At 64.4% G+C, this 20456-nt stretch carries 20 protein-coding genes and 1 tRNA gene; 16 read left to right on the forward strand and 5 right to left on the reverse strand.

The window, feature by feature from the left end; all coding sequences use genetic code 11:
- Positions 1 to 40 precede the first annotated feature (40 nt).
- The 3 genes from ACPFL9_RS08225 to ACPFL9_RS08235 form a co-directional block, all read right to left on the reverse strand.
- A complete protein-coding gene (locus tag ACPFL9_RS08225) occupies positions 41 to 1684 on the reverse strand; it encodes a LuxR C-terminal-related transcriptional regulator (RefSeq protein ID WP_426006944.1) in 1644 nt (547 codons plus the stop codon).
- 88 nt (positions 1685 to 1772) lie between these two features.
- On the reverse strand, positions 1773 to 2486 hold the full coding sequence (locus ACPFL9_RS08230; RefSeq protein ID WP_426006945.1) for a response regulator: 714 nt from the start codon (positions 2484 to 2486) through the stop codon (positions 1773 to 1775).
- The gene (locus ACPFL9_RS08235) at positions 2483 to 4198 is read right to left on the reverse strand and encodes a sensor histidine kinase (protein WP_426007514.1); all 1716 of its coding nucleotides are present in this window, start codon (positions 4196 to 4198) and stop codon (positions 2483 to 2485) included. Before ACPFL9_RS08235 ends, ACPFL9_RS08230 begins: the two co-directional genes overlap by 4 nt.
- A 137-nt stretch (positions 4199 to 4335) precedes the next feature.
- On the opposite strand from ACPFL9_RS08235, the gene ACPFL9_RS08240 reads away from it, so the two are divergent.
- The 10 genes from ACPFL9_RS08240 (at position 4336) to ACPFL9_RS08285 (ending at position 14111) form a co-directional block, all read left to right on the forward strand.
- Positions 4336 to 5679 (forward strand): cation:dicarboxylate symporter family transporter, encoded by a 1344-nt coding sequence (locus ACPFL9_RS08240; RefSeq protein ID WP_426006946.1) that lies wholly within the window; start codon positions 4336 to 4338, stop codon positions 5677 to 5679.
- A 250-nt stretch (positions 5680 to 5929) separates the two neighbouring features.
- Positions 5930 to 6829, forward strand: coding sequence for a ParA family protein (locus ACPFL9_RS08245; protein WP_426006947.1), 900 nt, complete (start codon positions 5930 to 5932; stop codon positions 6827 to 6829).
- 9 nt (positions 6830 to 6838) lie between these two features.
- Positions 6839 to 7750 (forward strand): segregation and condensation protein A, encoded by a 912-nt coding sequence (locus ACPFL9_RS08250; RefSeq protein ID WP_426006948.1) that lies wholly within the window; start codon positions 6839 to 6841, stop codon positions 7748 to 7750.
- Positions 7743 to 8399 carry an SMC-Scp complex subunit ScpB gene (gene scpB / locus ACPFL9_RS08255; RefSeq protein ID WP_426006949.1) on the forward strand — a complete coding sequence of 219 codons (657 nt, stop codon included), beginning with the start codon at positions 7743 to 7745 and terminating at the stop codon, positions 8397 to 8399. The genes ACPFL9_RS08250 and scpB overlap by 8 nt, the downstream gene beginning before the upstream one ends.
- Positions 8400 to 8558: 159 nt before the next feature.
- Complete coding sequence (locus ACPFL9_RS08260) at positions 8559 to 9770, forward strand: pseudouridine synthase (protein ID WP_426006950.1); 1212 nt, start codon at positions 8559 to 8561, stop codon at positions 9768 to 9770.
- A 3-nt stretch (positions 9771 to 9773) separates the two neighbouring features.
- On the forward strand, positions 9774 to 10880 hold the full coding sequence (locus tag ACPFL9_RS08265) for a prephenate dehydrogenase (RefSeq protein ID WP_426006951.1): 1107 nt from the start codon (positions 9774 to 9776) through the stop codon (positions 10878 to 10880).
- Positions 10880 to 11593: a (d)CMP kinase gene (gene cmk / locus ACPFL9_RS08270; RefSeq protein WP_426006952.1), complete on the forward strand. Its 714-nt coding sequence runs from the start codon at positions 10880 to 10882 to the stop codon at positions 11591 to 11593. Before ACPFL9_RS08265 ends, cmk begins: the two co-directional genes overlap by 1 nt.
- Positions 11583 to 12344 carry a lysophospholipid acyltransferase family protein gene (locus ACPFL9_RS08275; RefSeq protein ID WP_426006953.1) on the forward strand — a complete coding sequence of 254 codons (762 nt, stop codon included), beginning with the start codon at positions 11583 to 11585 and terminating at the stop codon, positions 12342 to 12344. Before cmk ends, ACPFL9_RS08275 begins: the two co-directional genes overlap by 11 nt.
- Before the next feature lie 10 nt (positions 12345 to 12354).
- Positions 12355 to 13905, forward strand: a complete 1551-nt coding sequence (der, locus tag ACPFL9_RS08280) for a ribosome biogenesis GTPase Der (RefSeq protein ID WP_426006954.1) — start codon at positions 12355 to 12357, stop codon at positions 13903 to 13905.
- 129 nt (positions 13906 to 14034) lie between these two features.
- A tRNA-Pro gene (locus tag ACPFL9_RS08285) sits at positions 14035 to 14111 on the forward strand.
- 64 nt (positions 14112 to 14175) lie between these two features.
- Here ACPFL9_RS08285 and ACPFL9_RS08290 read toward each other — a convergent pair.
- Positions 14176 to 14622, reverse strand: coding sequence for a MarR family winged helix-turn-helix transcriptional regulator (locus ACPFL9_RS08290; protein WP_426006955.1), 447 nt, complete (start codon positions 14620 to 14622; stop codon positions 14176 to 14178).
- Positions 14623 to 14792: 170 nt separating this feature from the next.
- Between ACPFL9_RS08290 and ACPFL9_RS08295 the strand changes: the two genes are divergently transcribed.
- The 6 genes from ACPFL9_RS08295 to ACPFL9_RS08320 all read left to right on the forward strand — a co-directional run bounded on the left by ACPFL9_RS08295 (position 14793) and on the right by ACPFL9_RS08320 (position 19367).
- Positions 14793 to 15992: an MFS transporter gene (locus ACPFL9_RS08295; RefSeq protein WP_426006957.1), complete on the forward strand. Its 1200-nt coding sequence runs from the start codon at positions 14793 to 14795 to the stop codon at positions 15990 to 15992.
- Between the two features lie 294 nt (positions 15993 to 16286).
- The gene (gene gcvH, locus ACPFL9_RS08300) at positions 16287 to 16673 is read left to right on the forward strand and encodes a glycine cleavage system protein GcvH (protein ID WP_426006959.1); all 387 of its coding nucleotides are present in this window, start codon (positions 16287 to 16289) and stop codon (positions 16671 to 16673) included.
- Between the two features lie 141 nt (positions 16674 to 16814).
- Entirely contained in the window at positions 16815 to 17291 is a 477-nt protein-coding gene (locus ACPFL9_RS08305; RefSeq protein ID WP_426006960.1) for an FHA domain-containing protein, read from the forward strand.
- Between the two features lie 23 nt (positions 17292 to 17314).
- Positions 17315 to 18031 (forward strand): MerR family transcriptional regulator, encoded by a 717-nt coding sequence (locus ACPFL9_RS08310; protein ID WP_426006961.1) that lies wholly within the window; start codon positions 17315 to 17317, stop codon positions 18029 to 18031.
- Complete coding sequence (locus tag ACPFL9_RS08315; protein WP_426006963.1) at positions 18031 to 18534, forward strand: bifunctional nuclease family protein; 504 nt, start codon at positions 18031 to 18033, stop codon at positions 18532 to 18534. The genes ACPFL9_RS08310 and ACPFL9_RS08315 overlap by 1 nt, the downstream gene beginning before the upstream one ends.
- A 239-nt stretch (positions 18535 to 18773) precedes the next feature.
- Entirely contained in the window at positions 18774 to 19367 is a 594-nt protein-coding gene (locus tag ACPFL9_RS08320; RefSeq protein WP_426006965.1) for a MerR family transcriptional regulator, read from the forward strand.
- A gap of 94 nt (positions 19368 to 19461) precedes the next feature.
- Here the strand turns inward: ACPFL9_RS08320 and ACPFL9_RS08325 are convergent, their stop codons facing one another.
- Positions 19462 to 20271, reverse strand: coding sequence for a ParA family protein (locus ACPFL9_RS08325; protein WP_426006966.1), 810 nt, complete (start codon positions 20269 to 20271; stop codon positions 19462 to 19464).
- Positions 20272 to 20456: the final 185 nt, after the last annotated feature.

Here is a 20456-nt window from a genome sequence, read left to right on the forward strand (position 1 = left end):
GGGCGCATTGTGTACGGCAGGTTGGCCGGCATGGGGAAAATCATGCAGGGCGGGGGCTTTCAGGCGCGTGCCGTTCCCGGATTCCGTGGTGGCGCGCCCATGCGGCGGCGGCAGTCCTGGATGTCACGCCGATCTTAGTGAAGATATTGGCCAGGTGCCTGCCCGCCGTCTTCTCGCTGATGGTCAGCGCGTGCGCGATGTCCCTGTTGCTGGCGCCGGAGAGCACGCAGGCAAGCACTTCCAGTTCCCGGGGTGTCAACCCGCCCACATCAGGGTCAAGACCCAGGCGGGAAGGCGGGGCCGCGCCAAGCTGCGCACGTATCGCCGCTGCCGTGGCCTCTTCCGCCCGGGCAAGGTCATCGTCCCGAAGACCCCTACGGGCCAAGGCCAGGTGTTCATGCACTTCGGCAAGCTCATACCGTCGGCGCTGCTTACGGTAGGCCTCCGCAGCTGCATCCAATTCCGCGCAGGCCTGGGCCCAGCGCAGCTGGGCCATCAGCACAGCACCCCGGGCGCGCCTTGCACGTGCCACGAACCCGGGAGTGCCGAAAGTGGCAGCGGCTTCTTCCAGTTCCAGGCAGTACAAGGCAGCAGACGCGGTGTCCAGGGGTGCAAGCAGCTCCACCAACGGAAGCAGCAGACACGTCCGCCCCAACGTCTCCCGCTCGGCCAAAGCCGCACGGAGTTCGCCCAGCGCCAGGTCCGTCCTTCCGGCGTCCCACCAAAGAAGTGCGGAGCCCGGTTGCCCGTCATGCCCCAGGCCGCGGGCGGAATCGAACGCGGCCCGGGCGCCTTCCGCGTCTCCCCGGCGCCGGCGGATCTCACCAGCCTCGCTGAAGCACTCAGCTGCGATCCAGCCGTGGGCGTGGCGCAGGCGCCCGCCGAGCGCCAGCAGTCCGTCTTCCGCCTGCTTCCAGTGGCCTTCGGCAGCGGCAAGCTGCAGTTGGTGGACACTGGCAATCCCGGCGTACATGAAGGTGGTGGAGAGGGCTGCGCACCAATCAGCCAAGGCGTCAGTCCACGCCCTCATCCTCGCAAAGTCTTCCATCTCGTAACAAAGGTGGATGACTGAGCAATAGATGTCCCCGGCCCATTCCACAGGTACCTGTCCGGCCAGTACGGGGAGGAGGGCCTCATCCAGATCAACGAAGCCCTGGGCGGTGTTGCCGTTCCGGACGTGGCTCAAGCCGGACAGCAACGAGGCGAAGCTTCCCAGCTCAGGTGCCTGGAACTGTCCGGCCATATCCTTCAGCCGGGCAGCAGCTGACTGTGCCGCTGCGGGCATTCCGTCAAGGTAGAGTGCGTCGCTGCCTTCCAGGTAGAGCAGATAGCCGTGGTCGACGGATACGGGCAGGGGTTCCAGGAGCCGCCGGGCGCGGGCCAACCAGGCCGACGAGACAGCGATGTTTCCCCGCAAGCCCCACTGCATGGAAAGCAACAGCGCAGAACGTGCCGCTTCCGCCGACAATCCTTGTCCTGCCAGTTCCTGGAAGATTCCCTCTGCGAGCGACATCGAGCCCTGAACATCACCTTGCCACCACCTTGCCCGTGCCAGCAATGAGCGGTCGACCAGGTCCAGGAGACGGGACCCGGCCGCCTCTTCCAAGCGGCGGCGCGCACCATCCCACTCCCCGCGGGCGAAGGCTTCGCGGGCTTCAGTCAGCAGCTCGGGCACGTCCGGCATGGCATCCCACCGTTCTGAACCAGCTTACTGCCGAGGGCCCGGGTCAGGCAGGGGAGCGGACGCGACAGCGGATGGACATCGGCGCCAGCTAGCCGCGGTTCCAGCCGTACTCGTTCTCCGGGCGGCCCGGGGTGCCGTAGCGTGGCGCCCGGGTGACGGTGCCGGCGTCGGCGAGGTACTCAAGGTAGCGCCGCGCGGTGACGCGGGACATCCCCAACAGATCCATGACTTCACTGGCCGACACCGGGTCCTGCCTGCCGCGGACAAGGTCCTTCACCATCTCCAGCGACGACGGCGACAGGCCTTTGGGCAGGGGCAGCTCAGTCGGTGCCCTAAGGCTCGCGAAGGCCTGGTCAACGTCGCTCTGCGACGCCCCGGCCTTGGAGGTACCCGATCCGGCGCCCGCGAGCCGGCTGCGGAAGGAACGGTAGCTGGTGAGTTTGTCCGCGAACGTGGCATACGTGAAGGGCTTGATCAGGTACTGTACGACGCCGATGGAGACGGCGCTGCGGACGATGCCCAACTCCCGCACTGCCGTGATGGCGATAATGTCCGCGAGGAGGCCGGCCGATCTCATGCGGCGTGCTACATCAAGGCCATGGAGGTCAGGGAGGTTCATGTCGAGCAGCACCAGGTCCACCGGGGAGCCGGATGCCGCAAACTCACCCAGCAGGCGCAGCGCGGACTGCCCGTCGGGTGCTGTGCCTGCCAAGGTAAATCCATCCAGCCTGCCCACGTAAACAGAGTGCGCGTCGGAAGCGATGGGCTCGTCTTCGACCACCAGGACGCGGATGTCGGTCATGCTTTCCCTTCCTGGGGGACCGGTGCGGGGAGGACAACATGGAACCGTGCGCCGTGCAGGACTGCCGGCGCCTCCCCGGTACCGGAGGGCTCCCCGCCAAAGGCCGGGGCCTCGCTGTCCGGGCTCTCATTGCTGACTGACATCGTACCGTCCAGGCGCTGGACGGCTTGGCGGACCAACGCCAGCCCCACCCCCCGGCCGTGGTCGCCCCGATGCCCATGCCCTCCGGACTTGGTGCTGAAACCATACTGCAGGACGTCGTCGATGGCGTCGGGATCGATGCCGGGTCCTGAATCACGGACGGTGAATTCGACGGCGGACGCTCCCGTTCCCACGGCGAGCTCCACTTTGCGCGGAGGTTCGCCCGCGGCGGCGGCGTCGATGGCGTTGTCCAGCAGGTTGCCGAGGATCGTCACGAGGTCCTGGATTTCCAGGCCGCTGACGCCGGAGGTTCCCGTAGTCCGCACCACGAGTTCAACGCCACGCTCGTGGGCTTCCGCGGCCTTTCCCATGATCAGGGCGCTGAGGACCGGTTCATCCACGGAAGCGAGCATGTCGTCGGTGAGTTGTTGGCTCAGCTCCAGGTCCTTGGTGGCAAACTCCAGGGCCTGGGGCGTCCTGCCCAGTTCAAGGAGCGAAACGATCATGTGCAGGCGATTGGCGTGTTCATGGGTTTGGGCGCGGAGCGCGTCCGACAGTGTCTTCATGGTCTCCAGCTCCGTGCCCAGGGACTCGATTTCCGTCCGGTCACGCAGGGTGGCCACCGTCCCGTACACAGCGGGCTTCTGCCGGTTGCGGGGGGCGGCCGGGCCAATGGCCGGTGCCTGGTTCACCACCAGGATCCGTTCACCGGTGAGATGGATTTCGTCATGTGCCGGCCTGCCCGATTCAAACAGCGCCCTGAGGCTCCCGTCGAACGGCAGGTCGGAGAGCTTGGGGGCGGCGTCGGGGGAGCGGTCCGCCTCGGAGGGCTCCAGGCCCAGCAGCTCAGCGGCCTGGTCGTTGTACATGACGGCCTTGCCCTGGGTGTCGATGAGGATGACGCCTTCACGGACGGAGTGCAGGACCGATTCGTAGTAGGCAAACAGCTGTGCAAGTTGTTCGGGCCCCCAGCCCCGCGTCACCGACCGCAGGTACCGGCCCAGGAACCATGACGCGATGGAGCCGAAGAACAGGACGATCACGGCGATGCCGCCGATCACGGCCAGCCGCTCAGCCACGTCCGTATCCACCGTCCGCACTGTCACGCCGGCTGCAACGAGGGCTATCACGGACCCGTTCGCATCCGTGACCGGGGCGATGGTGCGCACCGACGGTCCCAGGGTTCCGGCCGTCACTTCCGTGAAAGTCCCGCCCCGGAGGGCAGGCTCGATGGTTCCGATGTACGGTTTGCCCAGTTCGTCTTCCCGGGGATGGGTCCACCGTGTCCGGTCCGGAGACATGATGGTAATGAAGTCCAGGTCCGCGTCCCGCATGACCTCCACGGCATACGGCTGCAGCGCCCCCGAAGGATCAGTGCTGGAGGCTGCTTCGGCCACCAGGGGGTTGTCGGCGATGGACATGGCAACGGCCAGCATGCGCTCGCCGGCTTCGTCGTACGCGCGGTCGCGGGCTTCGACGACCGAGAATGTCCCGAAGGCGGCAGTGAGCACCACGACGAAGAGCAGATTGGCTGCAAACAATCGCCGGGCGATACTCCAGCTGTGAAACACGGGGCCTCCCATGACCAATATGACCGCAAGGGTGATGCGTGTCACCAACGGCTCAATGATGGATATCACACAGGGCAGCGGCATGGACACATGTACAGGACCGCAGCGCCTTACACAGTATCCAGAAGGAGAATCCCATGACCTCTCAACGAGGAGAGTCGGCAACGGTTGCCGCCGGCGGACGCAAGGGTCTCGACAAGTCGCACTATCTGTACATCGCGGTCATCCTGGCCGTCGTACTGGGTGCCTTGGTGGGCCTCATGTTCCCCGAAGCCGGAAAGTCGCTGAAGCCGCTCGGTGATGGCTTCATCAAGCTGATCAAGATGATGATCGCGCCCGTTATTTTCTGCACCATCGTCCTGGGCATCGGTTCCATCGCCAAGGCCGCCACGGTTGGCAAGGTCGGCGGTCTGGCCCTGGGGTACTTCGTGGCCATGTCCACTTTCGCCCTGGCCATTGGCCTGGTGGTGGGCAACCTGATCCACCCGGGCGAAGGCCTGAAGCTGACTCCCTACGATCCCTCCAAGAAGGCCGCCACTGACAGCACGGTCGACTTCCTGCTGGGCATCATCCCCGGTGACATCCCGGTCCTGCCCACGCTCCTGGCAGCTATTCTGGTTGGCTTCGCCCTGCAGAAGATGGGGGCCCAGGGTGCCCCTATCCTGAACGCGATCGGACACGGCCAGCGCCTGGTGTTCCGTATCCTCATCATGATCATGTGGCTCGCTCCGGTCGGCGCCTTTGGTGCGATTGCCGCCGTCGTTGGTGCTACCGGCGCCCAGGCCATCCTCAGCATGTTCACCCTGATGGCCGCCTTCTACATCACCTGCGCCTTGTTCATCGTTGTCATCCTTGGCACGCTGCTCCGTGCAGTGTCCGGCGTCAACATCTTCAAGCTCATGAAGTACCTGGCCCGTGAATACCTGTTGATCTTCTCGACGTCCTCCTCGGAAGCTGCGCTGCCACGCCTCATTGCCAAGATGGAACACCTGGGTGTCTCCAAGCCCGTGGTTGGCGTGACGGTTCCCACCGGCTATTCCTTCAACCTGGATGGAACTGCCATCTACCTGACCATGGCGTCGCTGTTCGTTGCCAACGCCATGGGTACGCCACTGGACCTCGGTGCCCAGATCTCCCTGCTGGTCTTCATGATCATCGCTTCCAAGGGTGCCGCTGGCGTGACCGGTGCCGGCCTGGCGACCCTGGCGGCAGGCCTCCAGGCGCACAAGCCCGAACTGCTGGGTGGCGTGGGCATGATCGTCGGCATCGACCGTTTCATGTCGGAGGCCCGCGCTCTGACCAACTTCACCGGAAACGCCGTAGCCACGGTCCTGATCGGCACCTGGGTCAAGGAGATCGACTCCACCCAGGTCAACCGGGTCCTGTCCGGCGAGGAGCCCTTCGACGAGCAGACCATGATCGCCCATGGTGCGGAAACTCCGGCTCCGGAAGCGGACACGCGGGAAAAGGCCACCGTGTAAGGTCTCCTGCCCGGAACAGAATCCGCCAAAGCAGCAGTAGAAGGCCGGCGTCCCGTGTGGACGCTGGCCTTCCGCCTGCCGTCCACCGGAAGCAACCTTCGAGTTCAACTAGAGGGTCAAGGCTCAAATCCGGGACAAAGTCAAGTTCCCCGGTTTACCGTGTCGGGCGCTGTAGCCTAGTCGGGTAGCAACGCTGTGGCTGGGGAAGCAGCGGCAGGGGAAGATCGTCGTCGAAAGAGTGGTTGGATACGTGAGCAGCGAACGGGGAACAGCTATCTTGGCAGGAACCGGGCTCGATCTGGAAGACGCCGTCATGGGGCCCACGGGCCGACCCCACCGGGACTTCCCTGAGCCTGCGCCACTGGACTCCCATGGGCCCGCCCGGGTCATCGCCATGGTGAACCAGAAGGGTGGCGTCGGCAAAACCACCTCCACCATCAATCTCGCGGCCGCGTTGGCTGAATACGGCCGCCGCGTCCTTCTGGTTGATTTTGATCCCCAGGGTGCGCTGTCGGCGGGACTGGGCGTGAACCCGCATGAACTGGACCTGACTGTCTACAACGTGCTGATGGACCGGAAAGTCAGCATCCGCGACGCCATCCACCAAACAGGAGTGGACGGCGTTGACCTTCTTCCGGCCAACATTGACCTCTCTGCCGCCGAGGTGCAGCTCGTCAACGAAGTCGCGCGGGAGCAGGTCCTGGACCGTGCCCTCAAGAGTGTTGAGGACGAATACGATGTCGTCCTGATCGACTGCCAGCCATCGTTGGGCCTGCTGACCGTCAACGCCTTGACCGCAGCCCACGGCGTCATCATCCCCCTGATCTGTGAGTTCTTTGCGCTCAGGGCGGTGGCGTTGCTGGTGGAAACCATCGAGAAGGTCCAGGACCGCCTGAACCCACGTCTGCAGGTCGACGGCGTGCTGGCCACCATGTACGACGCCCGCACCTTGCACAGCCGCGAAGTCATCACGCGGCTGGTGGAAGCCTTTGGCGACAAGGTTTTCGAGACCGTCATCAAGCGCTCCATCAAGTTTGCGGATGCGACCGTCGCCGCCGAACCCATCACCAGCTACGCCGGCAACCACGTCGGTGCTGACGCCTACCGCCGCCTCGCCAAGGAACTCATTTCGCGCGGCGGCGCACCCTAGCGGACGAACATGGCGGGGACAAGCACCGCGCCTGCCGCGGTTCAGGAACCTGGTGCTGCCGTGTCCGCTGACGAGTCCGACGGCGGTGCCTCCGATCCCCGGAAGCCAGGCTTTGAGGTACGGCTGGCCAACTTCACCGGGCCCTTCGATCTTCTGCTGGGCCTGATTTCCAAGCACAAGCTGGACATCACCGAAGTTGCCCTGGCCACGGTCACGGACGAGTTCATCAAGTACATCCGGCGCCTGCAGGAAGTGGGCGAGGAATGGGCGCTGGATGAGGCCAGCGAATTCCTGGTCATCGCGGCTACCCTGTTGGACCTCAAAGCGGCCCGCCTGTTGCCGGCCGGCGAGGTCGAGGACGCCGAGGACATCGCCTTGCTGGAGGCCAGGGACCTCCTGTTTGCGCGCCTGCTGCAGTACAAGGCCTTCAAGGAGGTCGCCGGCCTGCTGGGGACAACCCTGGAAGAGGAATCCCGGAGGTATCCGCGGCAGGTGTCCCTGGAGCCCCACTTCGCAGCGCTCCTTCCGGAACTGGTCTGGCGGCACAGTCCGGAGCAATTCGCGGAGCTCGCGGCCACAGCGCTCAAGCCCAAAAACACGGCTCCACCGGAAGTCGGCCTGGACCACCTCCACGCGCCGCCGGTGAGTGTCAAGGAACAGGCGGAAATCATCGGCTACCGTTTGCAGCTCGGCGCGCCGCTGTCGTTCAGTGCACTGGTCGCCGACGCCGAAACCACGCTCGTGGTGGTCGCCCGGTTCCTGGCGCTCCTTGAAATGTTCCGCGACCGCGTGGTTGCTTTCGAGCAGCCCGCCGCCCTGGGGGAGCTGACGGTACGGTGGACGGGGAACGATGCCCACTGGGACAGTTCCCACCTGAGTGAAGAGTACGAGGACACTGATGAAAGGGCATCCGATGACTGAGCCGGAAGGTGCAGCAGACGGTTTGGCCGCCTTGGAGGTGCTGCCCGGTGGTGCGCGGGCGGCACTGGAAGCGGTGCTCATGGTCATTGACCAGCCTGCCACCACTGAGGAGCTGGCTGCAGGGCTGGAGGTTACGGTCGCCGTAGTCGAGGATTTGCTGGGGGAACTGCAGCGGGAGTATAGCGGCTATACTGTTAAAGCCCCGGACGTGGACGCTGACGGCTTAGCCGCTGACAGCACAGCACCCCGGGGTTTTGAATTGCGGAACGTCGCCGGAGGGTGGCGGATCTACTCACGTCCGGAGTTTGCGGACATCGTGGGAAGGTTCGTGCTGGAGGGTCAGACCACCAGGCTCACCCAGGCGGCGCTGGAGACCCTTGCGGTCATTGCCTACCGGCAGCCCGTCTCCAGGGCACGGGTTTCCGCGATTCGTGGCGTCAATGTGGATTCGGTGGTCCGGACCCTGACCCAGCGCGGTTTGATCGAGGATTCGGGAAACGATCCCGAGTCGGGGGCGGTTCTGTACAGGACAACCTCGTACTTCCTCGAACGCATGGGAATCGGGTCAGTTGGTGAATTGCCGCGGCTCTCACCGCACCTTCCAGGCCTGGAAGGGATCGACGAGTACTACGACGCCAGCCGGATGTAACTCCTGGCCATCAGGAAGCCACCCGGCACCACGGACAATTAAAGACAGGTACAGGGCACCGACGTGGTGCCGCAGCAACAAAGGGCAGACGATGTCTGCCTGGCTGGCTGGTGTTGACAGCAGCACTTAGGGCCGGCCACCACTTAACAAGGACGGGTCATGACACAGGCGGGACGCCAGGGTTCACCACGTAACGGTTCGGGACGCAACAGCTCCGGGCACAATGATGCAAGGGGCGGCGGACGCTCCACCGGAGGCGGCTTCGGCGGCTCCAAGGGCGGAGGCAGCGGACGCACCGGTGCCGGCAAGCGCTCTTTCCATCAGGGGGAACACCGGTCTTTCCGCTCTGCCAAGCCGCGGGAGGAGCGTCCTTTCGATCCCGACAACCCCACACGGTCCGGTGACCAGGGCCGTGGCCAGAGTGCCAAGCCGTTCCGCAAGCCCGGCTCCAACAAGCCTGGATTCGGGAAGGCCCCCGGTACTCCGGGAGCCTTGAAGCCCAAGCCAAAGCCCACCAAGCAAAACGGTTCCCGTGCCTTCGGCAGCGAGCGGTTCGGCCAGAACCTTGGTCCCGTACGCAAGCCGGCCCGCAACCGCGGCCCCCGACCGGACGTTCCACAGTCGGACCTCCACGACGCCGACGGCGTGCGCCTCCAGAAGGTCATGGCCCAGGCGGGTGTGGCATCGCGGCGCGTCTGCGAGGAAATGATCCTTGAAGGCCGGGTGGAAGTCGACGGCCAGGTCACCACGGAACTCGGTATGCGCGTGGATCCCAAAACGGCGGTCATCCACGTGGACGGCATCCGTATCCAACTCGATGAAACACTGGTCTACATGGTGTTCAACAAGCCCAAGGGCGTTGTTTCCACCATGGAGGACCCCGAGGGCCGTCCGTGCATCAGCGACTTCCTCAAGAACAACAAGAACAAGGGCGAGCGGCTGTTCCACGTCGGCCGTCTCGACGTCGCCACCGAGGGCCTGCTGCTGCTGACCAACGACGGCGAGCTCGCCAACCGTTTGACGCATCCCTCGTATGAGGTGCCCAAGACTTACCTCGTCCAGGTGCGTGGACCCTTCCCGCACGGCGTCGGAGCCAAGCTGAAGTCCGGCGTCGAGCTTGACGACGGAATCGCCGCCGTGGACTCGTTCCGGTTGGTGGATTCCACGCCCGGCCACGTCCTGATCGAAGTCGTGCTGCACTCCGGCAAGAACCGGATCGTACGCCGTATGTTCGACGCCGTGGGCTTCCCGGTGGAGCGGCTCGTCCGCGTCAAGGTTGGCCCGATCGGCCTGGGCGACCAGCGCCAGGGCAGCATCCGCAACCTCGGCCGCCAGGAGATCGGCCACCTCATGGCAGCTGTGGGGCTCTAGGGCATGTCGGCATTCCGCACCCACGGCCGCGGCCATCTTGATGGCCCGGTGGTGGTTCTCGGTACGGGTTTGCTGGGTGCCAGCATTGGCCTTGGCCTGCGCGGGCGCGGCGTTCCCGTATACCTTTACGACCCTTCGCCCACCAACCAGGCCGTGGCCGTGGATATCGGAGCAGGCCGTCCGTTGGCTGAGCTGGACGCGGAGCCGCAGCTTGTCGTCGTAGCGGCTCCGCCGGATGTTACAGCCGACGTCGTGGAGAAGGCCCTTGCGGACTACCCGGCGTCGGTGGTGGTGGATATCGCCAGTGTCAAGGCGGCCATCCAAGGCCAGCTCCGCGAACGCGGAGTGGACCTTGCCCGCTACGTTGGTACCCACCCCATGGCAGGCCGCGAAAAGTCGGGGCCAGTGGCAGCCCGCGGAGAGCTCTTCACGTCCATGCCGTGGGTGGTTTGTCCCTCCGAAGAAACCGGAGCAGATGCCCTGCAGCTTGCCAGGTCGCTCGCGGGAGACCTGGGTGCCATTGTCTCCCAGTTCACGGCCGACGAACACGACGAAGCCGTGGCCCTGGTATCGCACCTGCCGCAGATCATGTCGTCCCTCCTGGCCAGCCGGCTGCAGGGGACGCCGCTGCATGCGTTGTCGTTGGCCGGTAACGGGCTGCGTGACACCACCCGCATCGCCGCCAGCGACCCTACCCTCTGGGTCCAGATCCTGGGCGGCAACGCGGAGAAGGTGGTCACCATCCTGCATGGCGTACGGGAGGACCTGAACCGGTTGATCGGGACCCTCGAAGCACCGCTTGCCCCAGGGGCGCGCCTTGACCTTGCCCAGCTGATCAGCGAAGGCAACGCAGGCCAGGCGCGCATTCCCGGCAAGCATGGCGGACCCCCGCAGGCGTACTCGTGGCTCACGATCCTGGTGGACGACCGCCCCGGCCAGATTGCGCGGCTGTTGACGGAGATCGGTGAAATCGGCGTGAATGTGGAAGACCTCCGCCTGGACCACTCCTCAGGCCGTAACGTGGGCATGGTGGAGCTTTCCGTGCTGCCCAGCAAGCACGACCTCCTTGTTGAAGCCTTGACCGATCGCGGATGGCGGGTACTGCAGTAATGACACGTGAATTTTTTGGTCCGGAAACAGTTGCCCGGCCCGGTAAGCCGTTGGTCATCGCGATCGATGGTCCTTCCGGATCCGGCAAGTCCAGTGTCAGCAAGGAAGTTGCCCGGCGCCTGAAGCTTGCCTACCTGGATACCGGTGCCATGTACCGTGCCCTGACGTGGTACTGCCTCAAGACTGGTGTGGACCTTCACGACGGTGCCGCTGTTGAACAGGCTTCCAAAACCATGCCCCTGGAAATCAGCACCAGTACGGCAGTGGAGTACGTGGCCGTGGACGGCACGGATATCACCGAAGAAATCAGGGATCCGTTGATTTCTGCGTCCGTGAGCGCCGTAGCCACAACGCTGGGTGCCAGGACGGAACTGATCCGCCGCCAGCGGCAGTTCATCGACCAGCACCACCACCGCATGGTGGTGGAGGGACGGGACATCACCACCGTCGTCGCCCCGCATGCCGAAGTCCGGATCCTGCTGACCGCCAGCGAGGAAGCCAGGCTCCGCCGTCGTGGTATCCAGTTGGGCGGCACCCAAAGCAAGGAACAGCTCACCGCCCAAGTCATCCACCGCGATGCCAAGGACTCCACCGTCGTTAACTTCACGCAGGCTGCCGACGGTGTAGTGACACTGGATTCTTCCGACCTCACCTTCGACGAGACGGTGGAAACGGCCCTCGCGATCGTCAGCAAGGTCATCTATGGCGACTAGGACAACGCCGGCGGGCGCTGTTTCACCACCTGCCGTGCCCGCGGCATGGACCCGCGTCTGGAGCCGGCCGGTCGGCTGGTTCCTTGACCATGTGGTGTACCGCACCGTGGTCACGGGCAAGGCCAATATCCCCGCAGCAGGCCCCGTCATCTTCGCCGGCAACCACATCAGCTTCCTGGACGGTCCCGTGATGTTCGGAGCGTCGCCCCGGCCCATGCACATCCTGGTCAAGAAAGAGATGTTCAGGGGATTCCTCGGGAAAGTGCTGCGTGGGTCGGGCCAGATCCCGGTGGACCGCTCCGGTGACCGGGCCGCACTGCATACCAGCAAGAAACTGCTGGACGCCGGCCGTTGCGTCGGGATCCTGCCCGAAGGTACCCGGGGGAGTGGCTCAGCGGAAAGCATCAGCCCGGGGGTCGCGTGGCTTGCCCTCAACTCCGGGGCGACCGTCATCCCTGTTGCCATCCTGGGCACCCGCCAGGGCGCCGAGCACCGTGACCATGTTCCCAGGCCCCGCCGGAAGCTGTACGTCAGCTTCGGTGAACCCCTCAGCGTCCAGCGCCGGAAGGGCGAACCGGGCCGTGCTTCAATGGACAGGGCGTCCGCGGCGATCCGGGACGCCCTGGCCGGACACGTCCGGGACGCTGTCCTGGCCACCGGCCAAAACCTTCCTTCCACGGGTGCGCCCGCGGAGGCCGCGCAACAACAGCGCCCACCAGCAGTAGCCGGGTTGCCGGCAGACCACCACTAAGGAAAGTGCAATGAGCGATACGACTCAAAAGTCCGGCTTCCACGGAGCCGGCGACGACGAATACACGCCCGCAGGCACCGACCAGGTGGCTGAAAACCTGGCTGCCCTGGACGACGAAGAAGCCGAACTCCGCGCTGCCACCCTCCGGGCGGGCCTGGACGACTACGAACTTGACGAAGACGACGCAGCGCTGCTCAGCGGTGACTATGAGGACGAAGGGGAAGAAGGACCCCTCAAACTCGATCCCGTGCTGGCCATCATCGGCCGGCCCAACGTCGGCAAGTCCACCCTGGTCAACCGCATCCTGGGCCGCCGCGAGGCCGTCGTGGAGGATACCCCGGGCGTAACCCGCGACCGCGTCATGTATTCGGCGCGGTGGAACGGGCGCAACTTCACGCTCGTGGACACCGGCGGGTGGGAACACGATGCCAAGGGCATCCACGCCCGCGTGGCTGACCAGGCCGAGATGGCCGTGGAACTTGCTGATGCGGTGTTGTTCGTGGTGGATTCCGCGGTCGGTGCAACGGCAACCGACGAGGCCGTCATGAAGATGCTCCGGCGCAGCAAGAAGCCGGTCATCCTGGTGGCGAACAAGGTCGATGACTTTGCACAGGAGGCCGACTCGGCAACCCTGTGGGGCCTTGGGTTCGGCCAGCCCTATCCCGTCTCGGCGCTCCATGGGCGTGGTGTGGCGGACCTTCTGGACAAGGTGATGGACACCCTGCCCGAGTTTTCCCAGGTCGAGGGCGTGGAGCGTTCCGGCGGCCCGCGTCGCATTGCGCTGATCGGCCGCCCCAACGTTGGCAAGTCCTCGCTGCTGAACAAGCTGGCCGGATCTGAGCGCGTGGTGGTGGATCCCTTGGCGGGCACCACCCGCGACCCCGTGGACGAGTTCATCGAACTCGGTGGCCGCACCTGGCGGTTCGTGGATACAGCCGGGATCCGCCGCCGCCAGCACATGGCACAAGGCGCGGACTTTTATGCCTCCCTGCGGACCCAGGCTGCCCTCGAAAAGGCGGAGGTCGCCGTCGTTCTCCTGGCCGTCGACGAGGTCCTCAGCGAGCAGGATGTCCGCATCCTGCAACTGGCCATCGAGTCCGGCCGCGCGCTGGTCCTGGCATTCAACAAGTGGGACCTCCTGGACGATGAACGTCGCCGCTACCTGGAGCGTGAGATCGAGCAGGACCTGGCGCACGTTGACTGGGCTCCGCGCGTCAACATCTCGGCCAAGACCGGTTGGCACAAGGACCGGCTGGTTCCCGCCCTGGACAGGGCGCTGGAAAGCTGGGACCGCCGGATTCCCACCGGCCGCCTCAATGCGTTCCTGGGCGAACTGGTGGCAGCACACCCGCACCCGGTCCGTGGTGGCAAGCAGCCCCGTATCCTGTTCGGCACCCAGGCTTCCAGCCGTCCGCCGAAGTTTGTGCTGTTCACCACTGGCTTCCTCGATCCCGGATACCGCCGTTTCATCACCCGCCGCCTCCGCGAGACCTTCGGGTTTGAAGGAACTCCAATCGAGGTCAGCATGCGTGTCCGCGAAAAGCGGGGCCGCAAACGTTAAGTGAGACGGGCATCACAGCAGACTTTTGCTCTGATGGCACAAGCACCCTCCAACGTCGTGTAAGCTTTTGGAGGTGGTTCGGCCGGACTGCTTAGGGAGGAAATCCCAGGCGGAGAACGGCGGAACCAGCGGGCTGTAGCGCAGCTTGGTAGCGCACTTGACTGGGGGTCAAGGGGTCGCAGGTTCAAATCCTGTCAGCCCGACCATAAAGGCCGGAATTCCGTGGAAACGGAATTCCGGCCTTTGGTCGTTTAAGCCCCAGTGGTGCGCCTAGGCATGCTGCAGTGCACCCAGGGCCCGGACCAGTGGCTCCAGTTCGGGAACCTGCTCCGCGGCCGCAAGGGCGCCCGCCAGGGTCTCGTCGTGGACGGGCCTGGTGTCGAGGAGAAGCTTCTGTCCTGCCGCGGTGAGCTCCGTATAGATGCCGCGCCTGTCGTCGGCGCACAGGATGCGGGTCAGGAGTCCGCGGTCTTCCAAGCGGTTGACCAGCCGCGTGGTCGCGCTGCTGGAGAGTGCGGTGGCCCGGGCCAGTTGCTGCATGCGCATGTGCCAGCCGTCCTGCCGGCTCAGCGCATCCAGCACGGTGTACTCAACAACCGAGAGCTCACTGGACGCCTGGAGGGCCTTCTCCAGTTCCGCTTCGATGCTCCCGTGCAGGGCAGCGAGGGTGCGCCATCCCTGTGCCCGTACTTCCACGGCGTCATCCTTGATGCCCATGTGTGCTGTGCTCCTGCCTTCAGTGGGTGGTGTGAGCAGACCGCAAAGTAGTTGCTTGCGCAAATACCACGCGTGTGCAACTATATATGCAGCGTCTGCAACTATTATTCTACGGTTCCGGCGGGCGCACTTCCAGTTTTCGAGGAACCCGTATCCCAAGGAGTTTCACCATGCCTGCAGGGTTGATTGCCCTTGCCCTCGGCGGATTCGGCATCGGACTTACCGAGTTCGTGATCATGGGCCTGTTGCCCGAGGTCGCCGCCGACTTCCGCGTATCCGAAGCCTCGGCCGGTTGGTTCATCTCCGGCTACGCCTTGAGCGTGACCGTCGGTGCCCTTCTGGTGACAGCTGCCGTGACCCGGCTTCCCCGGAAGCCCGTCCTGATCGGCCTGCTGGTCCTGTTCATTGCCGGCAACTTCCTCTCGGCTGTTGCCGATACCTACTCAGCCATGCTGATCGGCCGTATCATCGCCGCCCTGTGCCACGGCGCCTTCTTCGGCATCGGGTCGGTCGTGGCTGCAGGGATGGTCCCCGCCCATAAGAAGGCTGGAGCCATTGCCATCATGTTCACCGGGCTCACTGCCGCCAACGTCCTGGGGGTTCCGTTCGGAACGCTCCTGGGGCAGCACTTTGGCTGGCGTTCCACTTTTTGGGCCATTACGGTGATCGGCGTGGTAGCCCTGCTGGGGATTGCCCTCATGGTTCCCGCGACGGGGCCTGCTCCCACACAGGGCCTGCGCAGCGAGCTTGGTGCCTTCCGTTCGGGGCAGGTGTGGCTGTCCATCCTGGTGACGATCCTCGGTTTCGGCGGAATGTTCGGGGCCTTTACGTACATCGCATTCACCTTGACCGAGGTATCGGGCTTTGACGCAGGCGCTGTTCCGTGGTTGTTGGTGCTGTTCGGCGGTGGACTCTTCGTGGGCAACGTCCTGGGTGGCAAGGCGGCGGACAAGGCTATCGATACTTCACTGGTGGTCATCCTCGCCGGTCTGGTTGCTGTGCTGGTCTTCTTCGCCCTGACCGCTTCAAGCAGCATTGCCAGCTTGTTCTCACTGGCCCTGATGGGCGGCTTCGGTTTCGCCACCGTGCCCGGCCTGCAGATGCGTGTCATGCACTTCGCTTCCACGGCGCCCACGCTGGCTTCCGGTGCCAACATTGGTGCTTTCAACCTGGGTAATGCCCTGGGTGCGTGGCTGGGTGGGGTGACCATCACGGCAGGGCTGGGCTACACCTCGCCCATTTGGGCGGGCGCCGGCATTACAGTCGCCGCGCTCCTGGTGATGGTGGCCGCAGCTGCCGCAGCCCGGCGTCGGTCTTCCGCAGTACCGGCCGACGCCGACAGCGAACCCCGCAAGGCAATCGTCGCCTGACGACGCCACGCCGGCAAAAGGGCACTGCCCGCTGTGGAAGCATCCATGGCGGGCAGTGCCCTTTTTTATCTGCGGAGCGGGCGGCGCCGCCAGCGCAGGGTACTTTCCGCGGAAGCTTCATGCGGCGGGGTAATTCCGGCCAGGGAATTGCCGGCTTTGGGGCGCGGTTGACGGTGTTGTGCGATAAGCCGGCACACCCTGCGGCACGGTGGGGAATTATGCCTATACTTTCAGCGGTGGCCGGATGCCCGGGCCGCCGTCGAGGTCCGTAAATGTTCCGATGAAAGGCCACCCATGAGCAATATTCCAGCCGATCTTTCCTACACCGCAGAGCACGAATGGGTTTCCGCTCCCGATGCCGACGGTGTTGTCCGCGTAGGCATCACTGATTTCGCGCAGGATGCACTGGGAGACGTCGTTTACGCGCAAATGCCTGAGCCTGGTACCAGGATCACCGGCAATGAGGTGGTGGGCGAGGTTGAATCCACTAAGAGCGTCAGTGACATTTATGCGCCCCTTTCGGGCGAGGTTATTAACCGGAATGACTCATTGGACCAGGATCCGGCGCTTATCAACTCCGACCCGTACGGCGACGGCTGGCTTTTTGAAGTAAAGCTCGCAGATGGTGAAGCAGTGGATTCCCTGCTCAGTGCATCGGAGTACGAACAGCAGGTAGGCTAAAGTTATCTGGCCCGCCCGGCCTGGCAATTCCTCGAGCGGGAAGCGCAGAAAGGCGGGCCAGCTACCGATTTGCCCGGCGGTACCGGGAGGCGGAAGTGGCCGGCGGGGTTTGGAACCGCCGGCGGATGAGGAGGAAATTCCATGGTTGGCGGCGAACAGAACCAAGCCAATATCGGGAACGGCGCGGAAGAACAGCCTACGTCGGAGACCACCTCGATCAGCATCACGCCAACGTGGGACGAGCCCAGCATTGCGCCCCGGCTGGCACCCGAAGAGCGGGCCTCCGTGGATGCGCTGCCCCCTGAGTCGGCGTTGCTTATCGCCCACAGCGGACCCAACGCGGGAGCCCGCTTCCTGCTGGACGCGGATACCACCACGGCGGGCAGGCATCCGGACGCGGACATCTTCCTGGACGACGTCACTGTCTCACGCAAGCATGTGCAGTTCCACCGTACTCCGGCGGGTTTTGAGCTCGTGGACATGGGCAGCCTCAACGGCACCTATGTCAACCACGACCGCGTCGACCGCGTGCTGCTGAAGAGCGGGAACGAGGTCCAGATCGGCAAGTTCCGGTTGACCTACTACCTGAGCTCCCGCCGCCCTGCGGGCCAAGCCTGACCCCGGGGTACTTGCCTGTGGCAATGGCCCAGCCCGACCGTCGCGGACCGCAGGTCCTGAATATCGGGGAAGTCCTGGCTCAGCTGAGCGATGACTTCCCCGGAATGACTGCGTCCAAAATCCGCTTTCTGGAAGAAAAAGGCCTGATCAATCCCAAGCGGACCCCTGCAGGGTACCGGCAGTACGTCGACAGCGATGTGGAACGCCTGCGCTTTGTCCTGGCACTCCAACGGGACCAGTACCTGCCGTTGAAGGTCATCAAGGACTATCTGGATGCCATAGACCGGGGGGAGCGTCCGGACAACCTTCCGCCCGGCGTAACGGTTTCACCGCGGATAGTGTCCGCCGAAATGGCGGCCGAGATCCAAGGGCGTGCACGGGCCCTGAGTGAGGAGCAGCTGCGGGCCGAATCCGGCGCCAGCGTCCCGCTGCTGGAGTCGCTGCTGAGTTTTGGATTGATCAGCCACGTCGGTGGCAAGTTCGATGAGCATGCCCTCCAGGTAGCCCGCGCCTGTGTCCAGTTGGAGGGGCACGGGCTGGAACCCCGGCACCTTCGCCCGTTCCAGGCGGCGGCGGACCGCGAGTTCGGCCTGGTGGAACGGGCGGTGGCACCACTGATGTCCCGCAAGGATGCCGCGTCACAATCCCGCGCAGCCGAGGCCGCCCGGGAAATCAGCGACCTCTGCCTCACACTGCACAGGGCGCTCGTCCACGACCGTATCTCCCGGATGGACAGCTGATGATTGAAGTCGAAATTGTGGGTGTCCGGATAGAACTGCCCTCCAACCAGCCTTTGGTCCTGCTCAGGGAACTGAAGGGGGAGCGGCATGTGCCCATATGGATCGGCACACCGGAGGCCAGTGCGATCGCCCTGGCCCAGCAGGGGGTCGTACCGCCGCGTCCCATGACCCATGACCTCCTGGTAGACGTGGTCGAGTCGTTGGGCCACTCGATCATCAGTGTGAACATAGTGGCCGTGGAAGACAACATCTTTTACGGGCAGCTGCAGTTCGACGACGGCACGGTGGTCAGTTCCCGGGCTTCGGATGCGCTGGCCCTGGCCTTGCGGGCCAAGTGCCGGATCTGGTGCGCCAATGCCGTGATGGAAGAGGCCGGGGTCCGGATCACCGAGCACGATGAAGGTGAGGACTCGGAGCCTGCTGCCAGCGTGGACGAAGAGCGCGAAATGCGGCGGTTCCGCGAGTTTCTGGACGACGTGGAACCGGAAGATTTCGAGGGCTGAGCGCACCCTAAGCCTAAAGTTGAGGGTGAAACTTTCGACACGCCACTTTTTCAGCGCCAACGTCTTTGACCTCGGGGCCGTGCGGGCCTAACGTCGAACATATCGAGTTCCCGTTGCATACACTGCCCACGCAAGTCACACTGGAAAAAGCGGACTTGTGGGAATTACATGCCTGAATTTCGGCGTTGTAAGCAGTGGTCACGCACCGTCCCCAAGGGAACTGACAACAAGGAGGTCACGTGAGTCCGAAAGGCGAAGCAGGCGAGCTGAAGCAGGCCTCGACCGGCATTGCTGCGCCCGTTACCGGCGCCCAAGGTCTCCTCTTCACTGAGGACCTTCCTGTGCTGGACGAGGACGCGGGTTACCGCGGTCCTACTGCATGCAAAGCCGCCGGCATTACGTACCGCCAACTGGACTACTGGGCCCGGACCGGCCTGGTGGAGCCGGCCGTCCGTGGAGCTGCAGGATCCGGTTCGCAGCGCCTGTACGGGTTCCGGGACATCCTCGTCCTCAAGGTGGTCAAGCGGCTCCTGGACACCGGCGTCTCCCTCCAGCAGATCCGCACCGCTGTTGAGCACCTTCGCGAGCGGGGAGTGGAGGACCTGGCACAGATCACCCTCATGAGCGACGGCGCCAGCGTCTATGAATGTACTTCGGCAGATGAGGTCATCGACCTCGTCCAAGGCGGCCAGGGTGTGTTCGGCATCGCGGTGGGCCGGGTATGGCGGGAAGTTGAAGGAAGCCTTGCCGAGCTCCCCAGTGAACACGCGGCCGAACAGTCCTTTCCCGACGACGAACTGAGCAAGCGACGGGTGGCTCGCCGCATCAGCTAGGTACTGCCTGGTGCTTGGAAACGTAGAAGGTCACCCATAAAACGAAGAAGCCGCCTCCTTACCGGGGCGGCTTCCTTGTTGGTGGAGCAGTATGTCAGCGCTGGCGGCGGTCCCGTACGGCGGACTTGCCCCCCAGCAGATTCTGCAGAAGGTCGTCAAAGAGCTTTGCCGAGTTCTTGGCCGAGTCCCCGGGCCAGTGGTGGACAGAGTGGGCTGCCCCCTGGATCTGCTGCCAGTTTGCTTGCTCGGGAATGTGTGGGGACAGCAGCAGCTCACCGAACATCGATTCCATCTCGGCAAGCCGGAAAGCATGTTCCGATGAACCGGTGCGCACGCGGTTGGCAACAATGCCTGCCGGGGCGAGGTTGGGGGCGAACTCCTGGCGGAACAGCTGGATCGCACGCATGGTCCGTTCTGTTCCCGCCACGGAGAACAGTCCGGGCTCCGCTACCAGGACCACGCGGTCGCTGGCACTCCAGGCCATGCGCGTCAGGCCATTGAGGGAGGGTGGGCAGTCCACCAGGACGAGCTCGTAGCTGGTGGTGCCTGCCAGGACGGCGGAAAGGCGCCGTAAGTCCCTCCGACCCAGGTCCGGGCGGTCGTAGATGCCGGTGAACGCAGACCCGACTGCGACGTCGAGCTTGCCGTCGCTGGAGCCGTTGGAGACCCAACTGCTGCCGGCCACATTCTCCGTCAGCCTGGCCTTCCGGGGGCTCTTGAGCATGCGGCCTATGTCCAGCTGGCTGCCGGGCTGTACCCCCAGCGCGGTGGTTGCATCAGCGTGGGGATCGAGATCCACCACCAGGGTGGGAATTCCGGCTGCGAGGGCCGCGGACGCCAGACCCGTTGTCACGGAGGTCTTTCCCACTCCACCTTTGAGGCTGCTGATGCTGACTACTTGCACTTGAAAACCCAAAACCTAACGCCGGTTGCCGTATCGCGCTGTTTTCCGCCCCGGATCGGAGCCAGGGGCTTGCCGAAGCCCCTTCAACATCATAAGTGGCCCCACCCCGGTTTCCCGCTTTCTACGCGCCACGGTCAGATGGGAAGATGCTGCGTATTAGCACGGCTGAGGGGTCGCGCGCACGC

The organism is Paenarthrobacter sp. NyZ202 (genome assembly GCF_049860755.1).
Taxonomy (GTDB): domain Bacteria; phylum Actinomycetota; class Actinomycetes; order Actinomycetales; family Micrococcaceae; genus Arthrobacter.

What these genes read in the sequence shown, in the direction of transcription:
- ACPFL9_RS08225 (WP_426006944.1), bottom strand. Translation starts at nt 1,684, where the DNA reads ATGCCGGACGTGCCCGAGCTGCTGACTGAAGCCCGCGAAGCCTTCGCC.
- ACPFL9_RS08230 (WP_426006945.1), bottom strand. Translation starts at nt 2,486, where the DNA reads ATGACCGACATCCGCGTCCTGGTGGTCGAAGACGAGCCCATCGCTTCC.
- ACPFL9_RS08240 (WP_426006946.1), top strand. Translation starts at nt 4,336, where the DNA reads ATGACCTCTCAACGAGGAGAGTCGGCAACGGTTGCCGCCGGCGGACGC.
- ACPFL9_RS08250 (WP_426006948.1), top strand. Translation starts at nt 6,839, where the DNA reads ATGGCGGGGACAAGCACCGCGCCTGCCGCGGTTCAGGAACCTGGTGCT.
- scpB (WP_426006949.1), top strand. Translation starts at nt 7,743, where the DNA reads ATGACTGAGCCGGAAGGTGCAGCAGACGGTTTGGCCGCCTTGGAGGTG.
- ACPFL9_RS08260 (WP_426006950.1), top strand. Translation starts at nt 8,559, where the DNA reads ATGACACAGGCGGGACGCCAGGGTTCACCACGTAACGGTTCGGGACGC.
- ACPFL9_RS08265 (WP_426006951.1), top strand. Translation starts at nt 9,774, where the DNA reads ATGTCGGCATTCCGCACCCACGGCCGCGGCCATCTTGATGGCCCGGTG.
- cmk (WP_426006952.1), top strand. Translation starts at nt 10,880, where the DNA reads ATGACACGTGAATTTTTTGGTCCGGAAACAGTTGCCCGGCCCGGTAAG.
- ACPFL9_RS08275 (WP_426006953.1), top strand. Translation starts at nt 11,583, where the DNA reads ATGGCGACTAGGACAACGCCGGCGGGCGCTGTTTCACCACCTGCCGTG.
- der (WP_426006954.1), top strand. Translation starts at nt 12,355, where the DNA reads ATGAGCGATACGACTCAAAAGTCCGGCTTCCACGGAGCCGGCGACGAC.
- ACPFL9_RS08290 (WP_426006955.1), bottom strand. Translation starts at nt 14,622, where the DNA reads ATGGGCATCAAGGATGACGCCGTGGAAGTACGGGCACAGGGATGGCGC.
- ACPFL9_RS08295 (WP_426006957.1), top strand. Translation starts at nt 14,793, where the DNA reads ATGCCTGCAGGGTTGATTGCCCTTGCCCTCGGCGGATTCGGCATCGGA.
- gcvH (WP_426006959.1), top strand. Translation starts at nt 16,287, where the DNA reads ATGAGCAATATTCCAGCCGATCTTTCCTACACCGCAGAGCACGAATGG.
- ACPFL9_RS08305 (WP_426006960.1), top strand. Translation starts at nt 16,815, where the DNA reads ATGGTTGGCGGCGAACAGAACCAAGCCAATATCGGGAACGGCGCGGAA.
- ACPFL9_RS08310 (WP_426006961.1), top strand. Translation starts at nt 17,315, where the DNA reads ATGGCCCAGCCCGACCGTCGCGGACCGCAGGTCCTGAATATCGGGGAA.
- ACPFL9_RS08315 (WP_426006963.1), top strand. Translation starts at nt 18,031, where the DNA reads ATGATTGAAGTCGAAATTGTGGGTGTCCGGATAGAACTGCCCTCCAAC.